The 13,875-nt window shown below is 75.5% G+C and carries 16 protein-coding genes; 11 read left to right on the top strand and 5 right to left on the bottom strand.

Annotation, left to right across the window (positions count from 1 at the left end):
• Positions 1-40: 40 nt before the first annotated feature.
• A complete protein-coding gene (locus IEY94_RS17440) occupies positions 41-1,012 on the bottom strand; it encodes a LysR family transcriptional regulator (protein ID WP_189171277.1) in 972 nt (323 codons plus the stop codon).
• Positions 1,013-1,248: 236 nt separating this feature from the next.
• Here IEY94_RS17440 and IEY94_RS17435 point away from each other — a divergent pair, with 236 nt between their 5' ends.
• Together IEY94_RS17435 and IEY94_RS17430 are read left to right on the top strand one after the other, a co-directional pair.
• Complete coding sequence (locus IEY94_RS17435) at positions 1,249-1,524, top strand: DUF1876 domain-containing protein (protein ID WP_189171276.1); 276 nt, start codon at positions 1,249-1,251, stop codon at positions 1,522-1,524.
• 39 nt (positions 1,525-1,563) lie between these two features.
• Positions 1,564-2,907: a M20/M25/M40 family metallo-hydrolase gene (locus tag IEY94_RS17430; RefSeq protein ID WP_189171275.1), complete on the top strand. Its 1,344-nt coding sequence runs from the start codon at positions 1,564-1,566 to the stop codon at positions 2,905-2,907.
• Here IEY94_RS17430 and IEY94_RS17425 read toward each other — a convergent pair.
• Both IEY94_RS17425 and IEY94_RS17420 read right to left on the bottom strand, forming a co-directional pair.
• Positions 2,860-3,078, bottom strand: coding sequence for a DUF5703 family protein (locus IEY94_RS17425; RefSeq protein ID WP_189171446.1), 219 nt, complete (start codon positions 3,076-3,078; stop codon positions 2,860-2,862). The genes IEY94_RS17430 and IEY94_RS17425 overlap by 48 nt on opposite strands.
• A gap of 53 nt (positions 3,079-3,131) precedes the next feature.
• Positions 3,132-4,106, bottom strand: a complete 975-nt coding sequence (locus tag IEY94_RS17420; protein ID WP_189171274.1) for an aldo/keto reductase — start codon at positions 4,104-4,106, stop codon at positions 3,132-3,134.
• A gap of 142 nt (positions 4,107-4,248) precedes the next feature.
• Between IEY94_RS17420 and IEY94_RS17415 the strand changes: the two genes are divergently transcribed.
• From IEY94_RS17415 to IEY94_RS17385, 7 genes are all read left to right on the top strand, one after another.
• Positions 4,249-5,346, top strand: a complete 1,098-nt coding sequence (locus IEY94_RS17415; RefSeq protein ID WP_189171273.1) for an LLM class F420-dependent oxidoreductase — start codon at positions 4,249-4,251, stop codon at positions 5,344-5,346.
• 8 nt (positions 5,347-5,354) lie between these two features.
• The gene (locus tag IEY94_RS17410) at positions 5,355-6,188 is read left to right on the top strand and encodes an undecaprenyl-diphosphate phosphatase (RefSeq protein WP_189171424.1); all 834 of its coding nucleotides are present in this window, start codon (positions 5,355-5,357) and stop codon (positions 6,186-6,188) included.
• Positions 6,189-6,241: 53 nt separating this feature from the next.
• Complete coding sequence (locus IEY94_RS17405; RefSeq protein WP_189171272.1) at positions 6,242-6,937, top strand: MSMEG_4193 family putative phosphomutase; 696 nt, start codon at positions 6,242-6,244, stop codon at positions 6,935-6,937.
• A 35-nt stretch (positions 6,938-6,972) separates the two neighbouring features.
• On the top strand, positions 6,973-7,551 hold the full coding sequence (locus tag IEY94_RS17400; RefSeq protein WP_189171271.1) for a DUF3090 domain-containing protein: 579 nt from the start codon (positions 6,973-6,975) through the stop codon (positions 7,549-7,551).
• On the top strand, positions 7,548-8,327 hold the full coding sequence (locus IEY94_RS17395; protein ID WP_229784206.1) for an SCO1664 family protein: 780 nt from the start codon (positions 7,548-7,550) through the stop codon (positions 8,325-8,327). The genes IEY94_RS17400 and IEY94_RS17395 overlap by 4 nt, the downstream gene beginning before the upstream one ends.
• Positions 8,328-8,395: 68 nt before the next feature.
• Complete coding sequence (gene mshC, locus IEY94_RS17390) at positions 8,396-9,646, top strand: cysteine--1-D-myo-inosityl 2-amino-2-deoxy-alpha-D-glucopyranoside ligase (RefSeq protein ID WP_189171269.1); 1,251 nt, start codon at positions 8,396-8,398, stop codon at positions 9,644-9,646.
• Entirely contained in the window at positions 9,639-9,920 is a 282-nt protein-coding gene (locus IEY94_RS17385) for a hypothetical protein (RefSeq protein ID WP_189171268.1), read from the top strand. The genes mshC and IEY94_RS17385 overlap by 8 nt, the downstream gene beginning before the upstream one ends.
• A 27-nt stretch (positions 9,921-9,947) precedes the next feature.
• On the opposite strand, the gene IEY94_RS17380 is transcribed toward IEY94_RS17385, so the two are convergent.
• A complete protein-coding gene (locus tag IEY94_RS17380; protein WP_189171267.1) occupies positions 9,948-10,418 on the bottom strand; it encodes a MarR family winged helix-turn-helix transcriptional regulator in 471 nt (156 codons plus the stop codon).
• Positions 10,419-10,608: 190 nt separating this feature from the next.
• Here IEY94_RS17380 and IEY94_RS17375 point away from each other — a divergent pair, with 190 nt between their 5' ends.
• Positions 10,609-12,150 (top strand): methyl-accepting chemotaxis protein, encoded by a 1,542-nt coding sequence (locus IEY94_RS17375; protein ID WP_189171266.1) that lies wholly within the window; start codon positions 10,609-10,611, stop codon positions 12,148-12,150.
• A 21-nt stretch (positions 12,151-12,171) separates the two neighbouring features.
• On the opposite strand, the gene IEY94_RS17370 is transcribed toward IEY94_RS17375, so the two are convergent.
• Positions 12,172-12,984, bottom strand: coding sequence for a GntR family transcriptional regulator (locus IEY94_RS17370; RefSeq protein WP_189171265.1), 813 nt, complete (start codon positions 12,982-12,984; stop codon positions 12,172-12,174).
• Positions 12,985-13,202: 218 nt separating this feature from the next.
• On the opposite strand from IEY94_RS17370, the gene IEY94_RS17365 reads away from it, so the two are divergent.
• Entirely contained in the window at positions 13,203-13,847 is a 645-nt protein-coding gene (locus IEY94_RS17365; protein WP_189171264.1) for a mycothiol-dependent nitroreductase Rv2466c family protein, read from the top strand.
• The last annotated feature ends 28 nt before the right edge of the window (positions 13,848-13,875 follow it).

The raw sequence follows: 13,875 nt of genomic DNA, 5'->3' as shown, positions 1-13,875 counted from the left end.
GCCGATCGACCACAAAGGTCACCCGCGAACCTCGTCCGCGTCAACCCACCGGTGCGGTGACGGGTCCGAAGGCCGGGTTGCGGTCGAGCCAGCGCAGGTACGCGGGGTGCCGGCCGATCGACTCCCGGTAGGCGTCCAGGGCGTACCCGTGCACCCGGTCGGCGACCGCCGCGGCGTCGGACTGGGGGTGCCAGCCGATGAGCTGCCGCCAGCGCATCGGCGACCCGGTCAGCGGCCGCAGCACCAGGCCGGGGACCGGCCGGAACGTCGGCTGGCAGAGGCCGACGGCCTCGCCGGAGTCGACGATGTCGATGCAGGCCCGCTCGTCCGCCTCGAGGATCCGGCCGGGGGTGAACCCGGCGCGGCTGCACGCGGCGGCGAAGCAGTCGCCGAAGCAGGTGTCGCCGGGCCGGCAGACCCACTGCGCGCCGGCCAGCTCGGCCAGGTCGATCTCCTCCCGCCCGGCCAGCGGGTGCCGCTCGTTGAGCAGGACGTGCACCGGGTCCAGGGCGATCTGCCGCCAGGTGATTCCGAAGTCGGTGATCGGGCCGGGGTGGCCGCACATGCCGATCAGGGCGAAGTCGAGCCGGCCGCCGACGACCATGTGCGCCAGCTCGTCCGGCCGCCCGGACGGGTACGTGCTGATCTGCGCGTCCGGCACCTCGGCGTTGATCCGGTGCACCAGGCCGCCGAGGACGGAGCCGTCGACGGCGCCGACGCGGTACCGGGCCGCGCCGGTGCTCACCCCGGCCAGCCGCGCCGCCTCCTCCTGGAGCCCCTTCATCGCCGGCAGCAGCACCTTCGCCCGGGCCAGCACCAGCTCGCCGAGCGCCGTCGGCCGGGCGCCGCGCCGGTCCCGGTCGAACAGCGGCCCGCCCAGGGTCCGCTCGATGCGCTGGAGCTGCGCGGTCAGCGCCGGCTGGGCCAGGCCCAGCAGGGACGCCGCCTTGGTGACGCTGCCGGTCTCCGCGATGGCGCAGACCACCCGCAGGTGCCGCAGTTCCAGGTTCATACCGTGACGGTAGGACGTGGAGAGGATGCAAGGGAAGCCCACCGAATCCATCGATGATTCGCCAACCGGAAGTTTTCGGCCGGTCCGTTCGGTCAATTTCCCCGCCGCGCCGGACGGGGACGGTCGTCGATCCCGTTGATGGGACGCCCGATCGGCGTCCCTCGATCCACCCACCGCCGGCCGATCCCGGTGGGAGGCTCGGGAGTGAGGAACCCCACTGCGCGGGAGGGTGTGCCATGACCGCACCGAAGCTCTGGAGCGTCGACATCCGGATCGACGAGGACCCCGACACCCGGCAGACCAGGGCGGAGGCCCGGCTGCGGGTGGACGCGGGTCTGATCATCAGCGGCGCGGGAGCCGCGCGGCGTAACCCGACAGATCAGGAGAATCCTGCTATCGGGGACGAACTGGCGGCGGCCCGCGCGCTCTTCGACCTGGCCCACCACCTGCTCGAATCCGCCGCCCGGGACATCGAGTCCGCCACCCACGAGCCGGCGACCGTCCACGCGTGACGGTCGCGGCGGGGGCGGTCGGGCTGGTATGACAGTCGCATGACCGCGAACACGACGCCGCCGGGCGCGCCCGGGCCCGCCTCCACCGCCGACGCCGACGTCGTGGACCTCTGCGCCGACCTGCTCCGCCTCGACACCACCAACACCGGCGACCAGCGCACCAGCGCGGGGGAGCGGTCCGCCGCGGAGTACGTCGCCGCCGTGCTGGACGCCGCCGGGGTCGCCAGCGAGATCCACGAGGCGGCGCCCGGCCGGGCGAGCGTCGTGGCCCGGCTGCGCGGCGCCGACCCCGGCCGCCCCGCGCTGCTCGTGCACGGCCACCTCGACGTCGTCCCCGCCGACCCGGCCGAGTGGTCGGTGGACCCGTTCGCCGGCGAGCTGCGCGACGGGTACCTGTGGGGCCGCGGCGCCATCGACATGAAGGACTTCGACGCGATGGCCCTGTCGGTGGTCCGGCACTGGGGCCGCACCGGCTACACCCCGCCGCGGGACATCGTGCTGGCGTTCACCGCCGACGAGGAGGCCGGCAGCGACCTCGGCGCCCGGTACCTGGTCCGCGAGCACGCGCACTGGTTCGACGGCGTCACCGAGGCGATCGGCGAGGTCGGCGGCTACTCGTACACCGTCCGCGACGACCTGCGGCTGTACCTGATCCAGACCGCCGAGAAGGGCATCCAGTGGCTGCGGCTGACCGCCGCCGGCCGCCCCGGCCACGGCTCGTTCCTGCACGACGACAACGCCGTCACCGCGCTGTGCGAGGCCGTCGCCCGGCTGGGCGCCCACCGGTTCCCGGTCACCCTCACCCCGTCGGTCCGGCAGTTCCTCGAGGCCGTCGGCGAGGCGCTCGGCGTCGAGCTGAACGCCGACGACCCCGAGCTGGTACTCGGCAAGCTCGGTTCGCTGGCCCGGATCGTCGGCGCCACCCTGCGCAACACCGCCAACCCGACCCGGCTGGACGCCGGGTACAAGGAGAACGTCATCCCCGGCCGGGCCACCGCCACCGTCGACTGCCGGACCCTGCCCGGCCAGCGCGACGCGTTCCTGGCCGAGCTGCGCGAGGTCATCGGCCCGGACCTGGAGCTGGAGTTCGTCCAGGACCAGGAGGCGCTGGAGACCACGTTCGCCGGCGACCTGGTCGACGCGATGGGCGCGGCGCTGCGCCGGGAGGACGCCGGCGCGCGGACCGTGCCGTACATGCTGTCGGGCGGCACCGACGCCAAGGCGTTCGCCACCCTCGGCATCCAGTGCTTCGGCTTCGCCCCGCTCAAGCTGCCGCCGGACCTGGACTTCGCCTCGCTGTTCCACGGCATCGACGAGCGGGTGCCGGTCGACGGGCTACGCTTCGGCGCCCGGGTCCTCGACCACTTCCTGCGCTCGGCCTGACCCGAGCCGGGGCAGCCGGCGGCGCAGCCACACCCGCCGGCTGCCGTCGCGGAACCGCAGCACCCGCCACAGCTCCCAGCCGGAGAACTCGGCGTGCAGGGCGAGCCGCGCCGCGGCGGTCGGCCGGTCCACCTCCGGCCCGAAGTGCAGCGGCGCGTACTCGTACTCCATGACCCCATCGTGCCGGGCGGCGGCGACCGCGTCACTCACCGCGCCCGGCGCGGTCAGCCCGCGCGCTCGGGGTAGCCGACCTCGATCGCCGACACGTCGTCCAGCGCCCGGGTGATCTCGGCCGGCAGGGTGATCCGCTCGACCTCCAGCGCCCCGCGGAGCTGCCCGACGGTCCGGGCGCCGAGGATCGGCGCGGTCACCCCCGGCCGGTCCCGCAGCCAGGCCAGCGCCACCTCCAGCGGCGCCACGCCCAGCCCGCCGGCCGCGGTGCTGACCGCCTCGACGATGCTGGACGCCCGCGGCTCCAGGTACGGCGCCACGAACGACGCCAGGTGCGCCGACGCCCCGCGCGAGTCCGCCGGCCGCCCGTCCCGGTACTTGCCGGTCAGCACCCCGCGCCCCAGCGGCGACCAGGGCAGCAGCCCGACGCCCAGCGCCGCGCACGCCGGCAGCACCTCCCGCTCCACGCCCCGCTGCAGCAGCGAGTACTCCTGCTGCGCCGCGACGATCGGCGCCCGGCCCGGCCAGGCCCGCTGCCAGGTCGCCGCCCGGGCGAGCTGCCAGCCGGCCACGTTCGACACCCCGACGTACCGGGCCCGGCCGCTGGCCGCGGCGTGGTCCAGCGCACTCAGCGTCTCCTCCAGCGGCGTGGCCGGGTCGTACCCGTGCACCAGCCACAGGTCCACGTAGTCCGTGCCGAGCCGGCGCAGCGCCGCGTCCAGCGTGCCGAGCAGGTGGCCGCGGGAGGCGTCCCGGCGCCGCGGCTGGCCGCCGCCGCGCAGCCCCGCCTTCGTCATGATCAGCAGGTCGGCCCGCGGCGCGAGGTCGCCGATCAGGTCGCCGAGGACGGACTCGGCCGCGCCGTCGCCGTACACGTCCGCGGTGTCGACCAGGTTGCCGCCCGCGTCCAGGTACGCCCGGAGCTGCGCCGCGGCGTCGTCGGCCTCGGTGTCGCGCCCCCAGGTCATCGTGCCCAGGGCGAGCCGCGGCACGGTCAGGCCGCTGCCTCCGAGTGCGCGCTGCTGCATGGGCAGCACCCTATGCACAAACCGCGCGCGGCGGCATCCCGCGCCCGGGCCGACGCACCGGGTGTCGCGGCCACGTCGCCCGGGCGCGCCGCGTAACCTGGGGCGACCGCGGATCACCGGCACCGGGGGAGGAACGGGCATCGTGCGACTGGGCCTGAATCTGGGCTACCGGACCTCCGCCACCGACCCCGCCGACCAGCTCGCCCTCGTGCGGGAGGCCGAGCGCCTCGGCTACGCCGTGGCCTGGGTCGCCGAGGCGTACGGCTCCGACGCCCCCACGGTCCTCGCCTGGCTCGCCGCCGGTACCCGGCGGATCGACCTCGGCGCCGCCGTCATGCAGATCCCCGCCCGCAGCCCGGCCGCCACCGCGATGACCGCGGCCACCCTGGACGACCTGTCCGGCGGCCGGTTCCGGCTCGGCCTCGGCGTCTCCGGCCCGCAGGTCTCCGAGGGCTGGCACGGCGTGCGGTTCGCCCGCCCGCTCGCCCGGACCGAGGAGTACGTGGCGATCGTCCGGCTGGCGCTGGCCCGGGCCGAGGTCCGCTCGCCCGGCCCGCACTACCCGCTGCCGCTGCCCGACGGCCCCGGCAAGGCGCTGCGCCTGTCGCTGCGCCCCCGCCGCCCCGACCTGCCGATCTACCTCGCCGCCGTCGGCCCGCGCAACCTCGAGCTGGCCGGCCGGATCGCCGACGGCTGGCTGGGCATCTTCGTCGCCCCCGACGCGCTGGCCGACACCCGGGCCGCGCTGGCCGCCGGCCGGGCCGCCGGCGGCCGCACCGGGCCGTTCGACCTGGTCGCCGCCGTGCCGGTGGTGCCCGCCGCCGACGACGACCCGGCGACGCTGGCCCGCTGCGCCGACGCCGTCCGCCCGTACGCCGCCCTCTACATCGGCGGGATGGGCAGCCGCGAGCGCAACTTCTACCACGCGCTCGCCGGCCGGCTCGGCTACGCTGCGGCGGCCGACGAGGTGCAGGAGCACTACCTCGCCGGCCGGCACCGGGACGCCGCCGCGGCCGTGCCGTACGAGTTGATCGACCGGACCGCCCTGCTCGGCTCGACGGCCCGCATCGCCGCGGGCCTCGCCGCGTACGCCGCCGCGGGCGTGACCACCCTGTCGGTCAACCTCGGCGGCGGCGTCGACCGGGAGACCGGCCTGCGTACCCTGCGCACGGTCGCCGAGGCCCACCGACTCGCCGGCACCGCCGCCCCCGACGACGACGCCCCCGGAGTGGACGCATGACGCAGCACATGACCTGGATCGAGGCCATCGTCCTCGGCATCGTGCAGGGACTCACCGAGTTCCTCCCGGTCAGCTCCTCGGCGCACATGCGGATCACCTCGGCGCTGTTCTTCGACGCCGACGCCGGCGCCTCGTTCACCGCGGTCACCCAGCTCGGCACCGAGGCCGCCGTGCTCATCTACTTCGCCCGCGACATCGGCCGGATCACGGCCGCCTGGTTCGCCGGCGTGTTCGACCGCACCCGGCGGGGCACGATGGACTACCGGATGGGCTGGTACGTCATCATCGGCTCCATCCCGATCGGCGTGGTCGGGCTGGCGTTCAAGGACGAGATCCGGTCCGGGGCGCGCAACCTGTGGCTGGTCTCGACGATGCTCATCGTGTTCTCGTTCGTCATCGCGTTCGCCGAGTACTGGGGCCGGCAGGAGCGCGACCTGACCCGGTTCACCCTGCGCGACGGCATCGGGATGGGGCTGGCGCAGGCGCTGGCGCTGATCCCCGGCGTGTCCCGCTCCGGCGGCACCCTGTCCGCCGGCCTGTTCCTCGGCCTCACCCGGGAGGCCGCCGCCCGGTACTCGTTCCTGCTCGCCATCCCGGCCGTCGTGATGAGCGGCGTCTTCTCGCTGGAGGACGTGTTCAGCCCGGCCGGCGAGGGGCTGGTCCCGTCCGGGGCGCAGATGGTGGTGGCGACGCTGATCGCGTTCGCCATCGGCTACGCGGCGATCGCCTGGCTGCTGCGCTATGTGGTGCAGCACACGCTGTACGTCTTCGTGCTCTACCGGGTGGCCCTGGGCTCGGTGCTGCTGGCCCTGCTGACCACCGGCCGGCTGGCCGCGCACTAGCGCCGGCCCGGGAACCCTCCCGGGCCGGCCGCCGCGGTCCGTAGGGTGGGGGCATGGCGACCGTACTGTTGTTGCGGCACGGGCGGACGACCGCCAACGCCGACGGCACCCTGGCCGGCCGGCGGGCCGTCCACCTCGACGACGTCGGCCGCGCCCAGGCCGAGTCGGTCGGCGCGCGGCTGCGCGCGGCCGCGCCCGCCGCGGTCGTCAGCAGCCCGCTGCGCCGCTGCCGGCAGACCCTGCGGCTGGCCCTGCCCCGGGTCGGCGTCACGGTGGACGACCGGCTGACCGAGTGCGGGTACGGCGACTGGGAGGGCCAGCCGCTGCGCCGGCTCGCCACCGATCCGCTGTGGAGTCGGGTGCAGCAGCACCCGAGCGCCGTGACGTTCCCGGCCGGCGAGCCGCTCGCCGCGATGTCCGCCCGCGCGGTCGCCGCGATCCGCGAGTGGGACGACCGGATCACCGCCCAGCACGGGCCGGACGCCGTCTGGGTGGCGTGCAGCCACGGCGATGTGATCAAGGCCATCGTGGCCGACGCGCTCGGCCTGCACCTCGACCTGTACCAGCGGATCGTCGTCGACCCGGCCTCGATCACCGCCGTCCGGTACACCGAGCTGCGCCCGTTCCTGCTGCGCCTCAACGACACCGGCGCCGCCGCGCCGGCCGCGCCCGGCGGCGGCGCGGTGGCCGGCGCCGCGGCGTCCGACGCGGCCGTCGGCGGCGGCGCGGGCGGATGGACCTACGGGTAGTCGCCATCGCGCAGCGCGCCGGATAGGGTCGGGGCATGGCCCATCAGGTGTACGCGTTCGAGCCGCCGGAGCGGTTCGTCGCCGGGACGGTGGGTCCGCCGGGTGAGCGGACGTTCTTCCTCCAGGCCAAGGGCGGCGGCCGGCTCGTCTCGGTCGCGCTGGAGAAGGTCCAGGTCGTGCTGCTCGCCGACAAGTTGGAGGAGCTGCTCACCGAGGCCCGCCGCCGGTTCGCCACCGACGTGCCGGAGGCCGCGGACGACCCGCCGGACAACGGCCCGCTGGACACCCCGGTGGACGAGGAGTTCCGCGTCGGCACCCTCGGCCTGGCCTTCGACGTCGAGTCGGCCACCGTCCTCATCGAGGCCGTCGCCGCGGGCGACACCGAGCGCGAGGACGAGCCGGAGGAGCGCGAGGACGACGGCGGCGCCGACGACGAGATCATCGACGCGGACCTCGACCGGCTGCGGGTCCGGCTGACCCCGGAGGCCACCCGCGCGTTCATCGCCCGGGCCCGGCTGGTCGTCTCCGCCGGCCGCCCGCCGTGCCCGCTGTGCGGCCAGCCGCTCGACACCGGGGGACACCTGTGCCCCCGGCACAACGGCTATCACCGGTGACCGACCCGCCACCCGGCTTCGTCGACGGCGCGCTGCACCTGACCGGCCGGCTCACCGACGCCTCGAACACCACGCTGTACGCCCGCGTCGACGCCCCCGGCGGCGGGATCGCCTGCGTGTACAAGCCGGTCCGCGGCGAGCGCCCGCTGTGGGACTTCCCCGACGGCACGCTCGCCGGCCGGGAGGTCGCCGCGTACCTGGTGGCCGCCGCCGCGGGCTGGTCGTTCGTCCCGCCGACGGTGCTCCGCGACGGGCCGCTCGGCGTCGGCTCCTGCCAGGTGTGGATCGAGGAGGCCGCCCCGCCGCCGGTCGGCTTCGTACCCGCCGACGAGGTGCCGGCGGGCTGGCTGCCGGTGCTCGCCGCCCGCGACGACGCCGGCCGCCCGTACGTGCTGGCCCACGCCGACGACGCCGACCTGGCGGCGCTGGCCGCGTTCGACGTGCTGGCCAACAACGCCGACCGCAAGGGCGGGCACGTGCTGACCGGGGCGGGGGAGCGGCTGTACGGCGTCGACCACGGCCTGTGCTTCCACGCGGCGCCGAAGCTGCGCACGATCCTGTGGGGCTGGGCCGGCCGCCCGCTGCCCGACCCGGTCCGGGCCGCGCTGGCCCGGCTCACCGCCGCGTACGGCGCCGGCCTGGCCGCCGGCCTGGCCGCGCACCTGACCGCCGGCGAGATCGCCGCGCTGGTCGGCCGGACCGCCGTGCTGGCCGCCGCCGGCACCTTCCCGGTGCCGCCGGACGACCGCACCGCGATCCCCTGGCCGCCCATCTGACCTGCGCCGATGCCCGTCCGGGCCGATCATCACCGGGACGCGCCGGAGTGGTCGCTAGGGTGGGTGACATGGAATCCTGGTCCGGACCCGAGGTCCCGCGCCTGCCCGGCACTGGCCAGCCGCTCGCCCTCTTCGATTCGGCGCGCCGCGCCATCCACCCGACCGGCAGCGGGCCGGCGACCATGTACGTCTGCGGCATCACCCCGTACGACGCCGCCCACCTCGGCCACGCCGCCACCATGATCACCTTCGACCTGGTGCAGCGGTCCTGGCGGGACGCCGGCCGCGACGTCGCGTACGTGCAGAACGTCACCGACATCGACGACCCGCTGCTGGAGCGGGCCGCCCGCGACGGCGAGGAGTGGGAGGCGCTGGCCGAGCGCGAGACGGCCGTGTTCCGCAAGGAGATGGGCGCGCTGCGGCTGATCCCGCCCGACCACTACATCGGCGCCGTCGAGTCGATCCCGGTGATCGCCGAGCGCACCGCCGAGCTGCTGGCCCGCGGCGCCGCGTACCGGCTCGACGACGGCACCAACGACATGTACTTCGACCTCACCGCCGCGCCGCACTTCGGCTACGAGTCGCACCTGTCCCGGGACCAGATGCTGACGTTCTCGGCCGAGCGCGGCGGCGACCCGCAGCGCCCCGGCAAGCGGGACCCGCTGGACCCGCTGCTGTGGCGCGGCGCCCGGGCCGGCGAGCCGTCCTGGCCCGGCGGCGTCCTCGGCGACGGCCGGCCCGGCTGGCACATCGAGTGCGCGGTGATCGCCCTCGAACTGCTCGGCGACACGGTCACCGTCCAGGGCGGCGGCAACGACCTGCTGTTCCCGCACCACGAGTGCTCGGCCGCGCACGCCGAGACGCTGACCGGGGCGCGGCCGTTCGCCGGGCACTATGTCCACGCGGGCATGATCGGGCTCAACGGCGACAAGATGTCCAAGTCACAGGGCAACCTGGTGTTCGTGGGAACCCTGCTCGCCGACGACGTACCGCCGATGGCCCTGCGGCTGGCCCTGCTGGCCGACCACTACCGGGCCGACCGGCAGTGGACCGACGACCTGCTCAAGATCGCCAGGGCCCGGCTGCACCGCTGGCGCGAGGCCGCCCGGGCCGCCGCCGGCCCGTCCGGCGCCGAGCTGCTGGCCGGGCTCCGCGGCCGGCTGGCCGAGGACCTGGACACGCCGGGCGCCCTCTCGCTGCTGGACTGGTGGGCCGAGGCCGCCGTCGCCGGCAGCGGCGACGACCCGGACGCCCCGGCGCTGGTCCGCAACGCGATCGACGCCCTGCTCGGCGTGGAGCTGGACGTGAGCCGTGCCTAGCCTCGCCACCGCCCTGATCCGATCGACCCGCCCGCGCCCGGCGGCGGTCGTGGGGTGGCTGCTGCGGGCGCTCGCGGTCGGGGTCGCCGTGCTGGTGCTGGGGCGGGCGTTCTGGTTCCCGTACTGGGCCGCGCACGCCACCCCGGCGGAGCTGTCGGGCACGCTGGGCGGGCCGGGGGCGATCAGCGCGACGATCACCCACTGGCTGCTGGCGCTGGCCCTGTGCGGCGCGGCGGGCCTGCTGTACGCCGCCGGTAGGCTCCTGCCCCGCTGACCGCTCGTCGGCCACCGCACGGTGCGCCTACGGCGTCGCGTCCGACCCGGCGGCGGGCGCCGCCGGGTCGGTGAGAAGGCGCGACAGCAGGCCGTGGAGCGTCTCGCGCTCCGCCGGGTCGTAGAGCCGGTAGAGCCGGTGCACGGCGACCTCCAGATCGGCTCGCACCGCCTCGACGAAGGCGACACCCGCGTCCGTGATGGCGATCATCGTGATCCGGCGGTTGCCGGCCGGGCGCCACCGGCGGGTCAGCCCGAGGCCGACGAGCTGATCGGCGGCCACCGTCGCCGACGACGCCGCGAGAGCGCTGCGCCGGGCGTGCTCGCCGAGCGTGGCCAGCGCGCCGGCGCGGCTGCGGTACAGCTCGCTGAGCAGCCACCAGCCATTGCGGGTGACCCCGTGCCGGTCCAGCACCGCGCCGAACGGCACGTCCAGCACCCTGCTCGCCTGCACGATCATGCGGCCGAGGACGGTGGCGCTGACGCCTGCGTCGGGCATCCCCCCAGTCTGTGGGACGGATCACCGTTGCGTGGGGGAGTTCTCCGTTTCGAAATGTTCAGGCCGGAATCGTCGGCGCCGATCTGCCCGCCTGTCGGGTTGCGCGGCAGCCCGCCCGATTTCGACGGAGGTAGATATGCCTTCCTCAGCGATGCGGCCCGCCCTCACGGTATCCGGGCGGAACAACCTCTTGACCGGTTTGGCGGCCGGGTTCATCCTCCTGGTCGGCGCGGTGGGATACACCGAGCTCGGGTCGATGACCGCCGCCGCGCAGCGCAGCAGCGTCCGGCAGGAGATGGTGCGCGCCCAGGGCCACGCCGACATGATGCACGACGCGCTGCGCGGTGACGTCCTGACGGCGCTGCGCGCCGGCACCGGCGCGGAGCGCAGCGCCGTCGCCGAGGAGAGCCGCGCCCACGCTGCGGCCTTCCGCGCCGATATCGCCCACACCCGCGAACTGGTGGACAGCCCGGCGATCGCCGCCGCCTTCGACGGCCTCGCGCCGGCGCTCGCCGCGTACCTCGCCGCCGCCGAGTCGCTCGTGGCCGAGGCGGCGGCCGGCCGGCACGACGCGGCCGAGCGGCGGCTGCCCGCCTTCCTGCACGCCTTCCACGAACTGGAGGACGGCATGGGCGGGACCACCGACGTGATCGAGGCCGAGTCGACCCGGGCGCAACAGCGGATGGAGGACACGGCGGGCACCGCCCGCTGGGTGATCGTCGTGTCCTCGGGCTGCGCGATGGCCCTGCTCGTCCTGCTGGGACAGTGGATCACCCGGTCGATCCGCCGGCCGCTGCGCGCCCTGCGCGACCGACTGGCGCAGATCGCCGGCGGCGACGGCGACCTGACGGCGCGGCTCGACGAGAGCCGTCGGGACGAGCTGGGGGCGGTCGCCGCCGCGGCGAATGCCCTCATCGGCCGCATGCAGGCACTGATGCGCGAGCTGGCCGGTGCCGTGGAGCAGATCCACGGCGTGGCCGACGACGTGCGCGCGGAGTCGGCGACGGCGGGCGACCTGGGCGGGCAGGCCCACGAGCGCGCCGACGGCCTGACCTCGTCGGCGGCGTTGGCGGCGGCCCAGGTGGACAGCATCGCGGCCGGCGCGGAGCAGATGGGCGAGTCGATCGCGGAGATCGCCCGCAGCGCGCAGGAGGCGGCCGGGGTGGCCGCTGCCGCGGTGGAGACCGCCGCCCTGGCACGCGACGGCGTGGGCGGCCTCGCCGCGGCCAGTGAGCAGATCGGCCAGTTCCTCGAGGTCATCGCCTCCATCGCCGCCCAGACCAACCTGCTCGCCCTGAACGCCACGATCGAGGCGGCGAGGGCCGGCGAGGCCGGTCGCGGGTTCGCGGTAGTCGCGGGCGAGGTGCGCGAGCTCGCCCGGGCCACGGCCGAGGCGGCGGAGCAGATCGGCGTCCAGATCGTCGCCATCCAGAGCGGCACCGGCGATGCCGTCGGCGCGATGGGCCGCATCTCGGACGTGATCAGCGGCATCAACAGCCTGCAAACCGTCATCGCGGCCGCCGTGGAGGAGCAGACGGCCACCACGTCGGAGATGCGGCGCAGCGTCGCCGAGGCCGCCGCCGCCGTGGCCAGCATCGCCGAGGGCGTTCGCGAGGTCGCCGGGGACGCCGCGCGGGCCCGGGTGGCCAGCGACGCCACCACCGCGAACGCACACCAGCTCGCCGGCATCGGCGGTCGGCTGCACGGAACCGTCAGTGGGTTCGCCTACTAGCGGCCGGCGCCGCCGGGGGAGTCAGCCGAAGACCAGGCCGGGTTCGGCGTCGAGCGCGGAGCCCGGCTGGTCGTCCGGCCGGTGCGGGGCCGGGATCGCGTACTCCTCGGTCAGCGACGTCATCGGCCCCGGCCAGGTCGCCTGCGCCACCTCGATCACCCGCCGGGACCCGTCGAACGCCACGTGCAGCAGGTGCAGCACGGGCGTGTCGGGCCGGATCTGGAGCTGCTCGGCCTCCTCCCGGCTGGGCTGCCGGGCGCTGATCGTGTCGGTGGCCCGGGCATACCGGCGCCCGGTGGCCTCCTCGACCTCCTGGTACAGCGGCCGCCCGAACGCCTCCTGCCGGGCCACCGGCGTCCCGTCGACGTCGGCGGGCCGGAACCAGGAGGCGCCGACCTCCACCGGCGCGTCCTGCGTCCGGACCAGGTGCCGGCGGACCAGCAGGGACGCCCCGTCGGCCACCCCGAACGCGTCGGCCACCTCCGCCGGGGCGGGCGCGTGGCCGACCTCGGTGAGGTACTGCCGGTACCGGGCGGCGAGGTCGGAGTGGTACCCGCGCAGCGCCCCGTACCGTCCGCGGGAGAGCCGGTTGAGCCGCCGCTTGGTGCCCCGCACGTACGTGCCGCTGCCCGGCTTGGTGATCAGCACGCCCTCGACCCGGAGCTGGTCGACGGCCCGCTGCACGGTCTGCTTGGCCACGCCGTAGCTCGCCGCGATCGCCGGGATCGACGGCAGCCGCTCGCCCGGCCCCCAGTCGCCCTGGCGGACCTGCGCGCGGAGCTGCGCCGCGATCTGCCGGTGCGGGAATTCCGCTGCGCCCGGATTGATGCTCACCTCGACCACCCCATCCGATTCCTACCCCTAGGTTCCTAGGATGCCCCAGCACGCGCGTGCCGACGCACCGCGACACGCCGAACACCCGCCGGCGCCGCCCGCCCGCACCGACGTGATCGACGTCATACCGTTGCCCGCCCGGAATCGTTGCCCACTGGGAAGGTGAACCGCGTTCGCGGCGTTGGCCCCGGCACATCCCCCGGGAGGAGCCCAGCATCATGACGTCAGCACCGACGATCGACCCCGCGGCGGCCGGCACCGGCACCGCGACCGTGGACTTCTGGTTCGACCCCGTCTGCCCGTTCGCGTGGATCACCTCGCGGTGGATCCTGGAGGTGGAGCAGCAGCGCGACATCGACCTGCGATTCCGGGTGATGAGCCTGTCCATCCTCAACGCCGACCGCGACCTGAACGCCGAGTACCGCGCGCTGATGGACCGCGCGTGGGGCCCGGTCCGGGTGGCCGTCGCCGCCGCCGCGCAGCACGGCGACGAGGTGCTCCGGCCGCTGTACACGGCCCTGGGCAACCGGATCCACAAGGAGGGCAACAAGGATTACGCGGCGGTCATCCCGCCGGCGCTGGCCGAGGTGGGCCTGCCGGCCGAGTTGGCGGCGGCCGCGACGAGCACCGCGTACGACGGGGAGTTGCGGCGCAGCCACGACGCCGGGATGAAGCCCGTCGGCCTGGACGTCGGCACCCCGACGATCCACATCGACGGGGTGGCGTTCTTCGGCCCGGTCCTGTCCTCGATCCCGCGCGGCGAGGACGCCGTGCGGATCTTCGACGGCGCCCGCCTGCTCGCCGGCTACCCGGACTTCTACGAGCTGAAGCGCACCCGCGGCGGCTCGCTGAACTTCGACTGACGCAGCGGTGGGGGTGGCGCCGAACCCG

The organism is Pilimelia anulata, assembly GCF_014647895.1.
GTDB classification, from domain to species: domain Bacteria; phylum Actinomycetota; class Actinomycetes; order Mycobacteriales; family Micromonosporaceae; genus Pilimelia; species Pilimelia anulata.
The sequence above is the reverse complement of the archived record's forward strand: the minus strand, read 5'-3'. Positions and strand labels throughout refer to the sequence as shown.

Excerpts from the sequence above, each read along its gene's own strand:
- IEY94_RS17440 (WP_189171277.1), bottom strand. The coding sequence starts at position 1,012 with ATGAACCTGGAACTGCGGCACCTGCGGGTGGTCTGCGCCATCGCGGAG.
- IEY94_RS17435 (WP_189171276.1), top strand. The coding sequence starts at position 1,249 with ATGACCGCACCGAAGCTCTGGAGCGTCGACATCCGGATCGACGAGGAC.
- IEY94_RS17430 (WP_189171275.1), top strand. The coding sequence starts at position 1,564 with ATGACCGCGAACACGACGCCGCCGGGCGCGCCCGGGCCCGCCTCCACC.
- IEY94_RS17425 (WP_189171446.1), bottom strand. The coding sequence starts at position 3,078 with ATGGAGTACGAGTACGCGCCGCTGCACTTCGGGCCGGAGGTGGACCGG.
- IEY94_RS17420 (WP_189171274.1), bottom strand. The coding sequence starts at position 4,106 with ATGCAGCAGCGCGCACTCGGAGGCAGCGGCCTGACCGTGCCGCGGCTC.
- IEY94_RS17410 (WP_189171424.1), top strand. The coding sequence starts at position 5,355 with ATGACCTGGATCGAGGCCATCGTCCTCGGCATCGTGCAGGGACTCACC.
- IEY94_RS17405 (WP_189171272.1), top strand. The coding sequence starts at position 6,242 with ATGGCGACCGTACTGTTGTTGCGGCACGGGCGGACGACCGCCAACGCC.
- IEY94_RS17400 (WP_189171271.1), top strand. The coding sequence starts at position 6,973 with ATGGCCCATCAGGTGTACGCGTTCGAGCCGCCGGAGCGGTTCGTCGCC.
- mshC (WP_189171269.1), top strand. The coding sequence starts at position 8,396 with ATGGAATCCTGGTCCGGACCCGAGGTCCCGCGCCTGCCCGGCACTGGC.
- IEY94_RS17380 (WP_189171267.1), bottom strand. The coding sequence starts at position 10,418 with ATGCCCGACGCAGGCGTCAGCGCCACCGTCCTCGGCCGCATGATCGTG.
- IEY94_RS17365 (WP_189171264.1), top strand. The coding sequence starts at position 13,203 with ATGACGTCAGCACCGACGATCGACCCCGCGGCGGCCGGCACCGGCACC.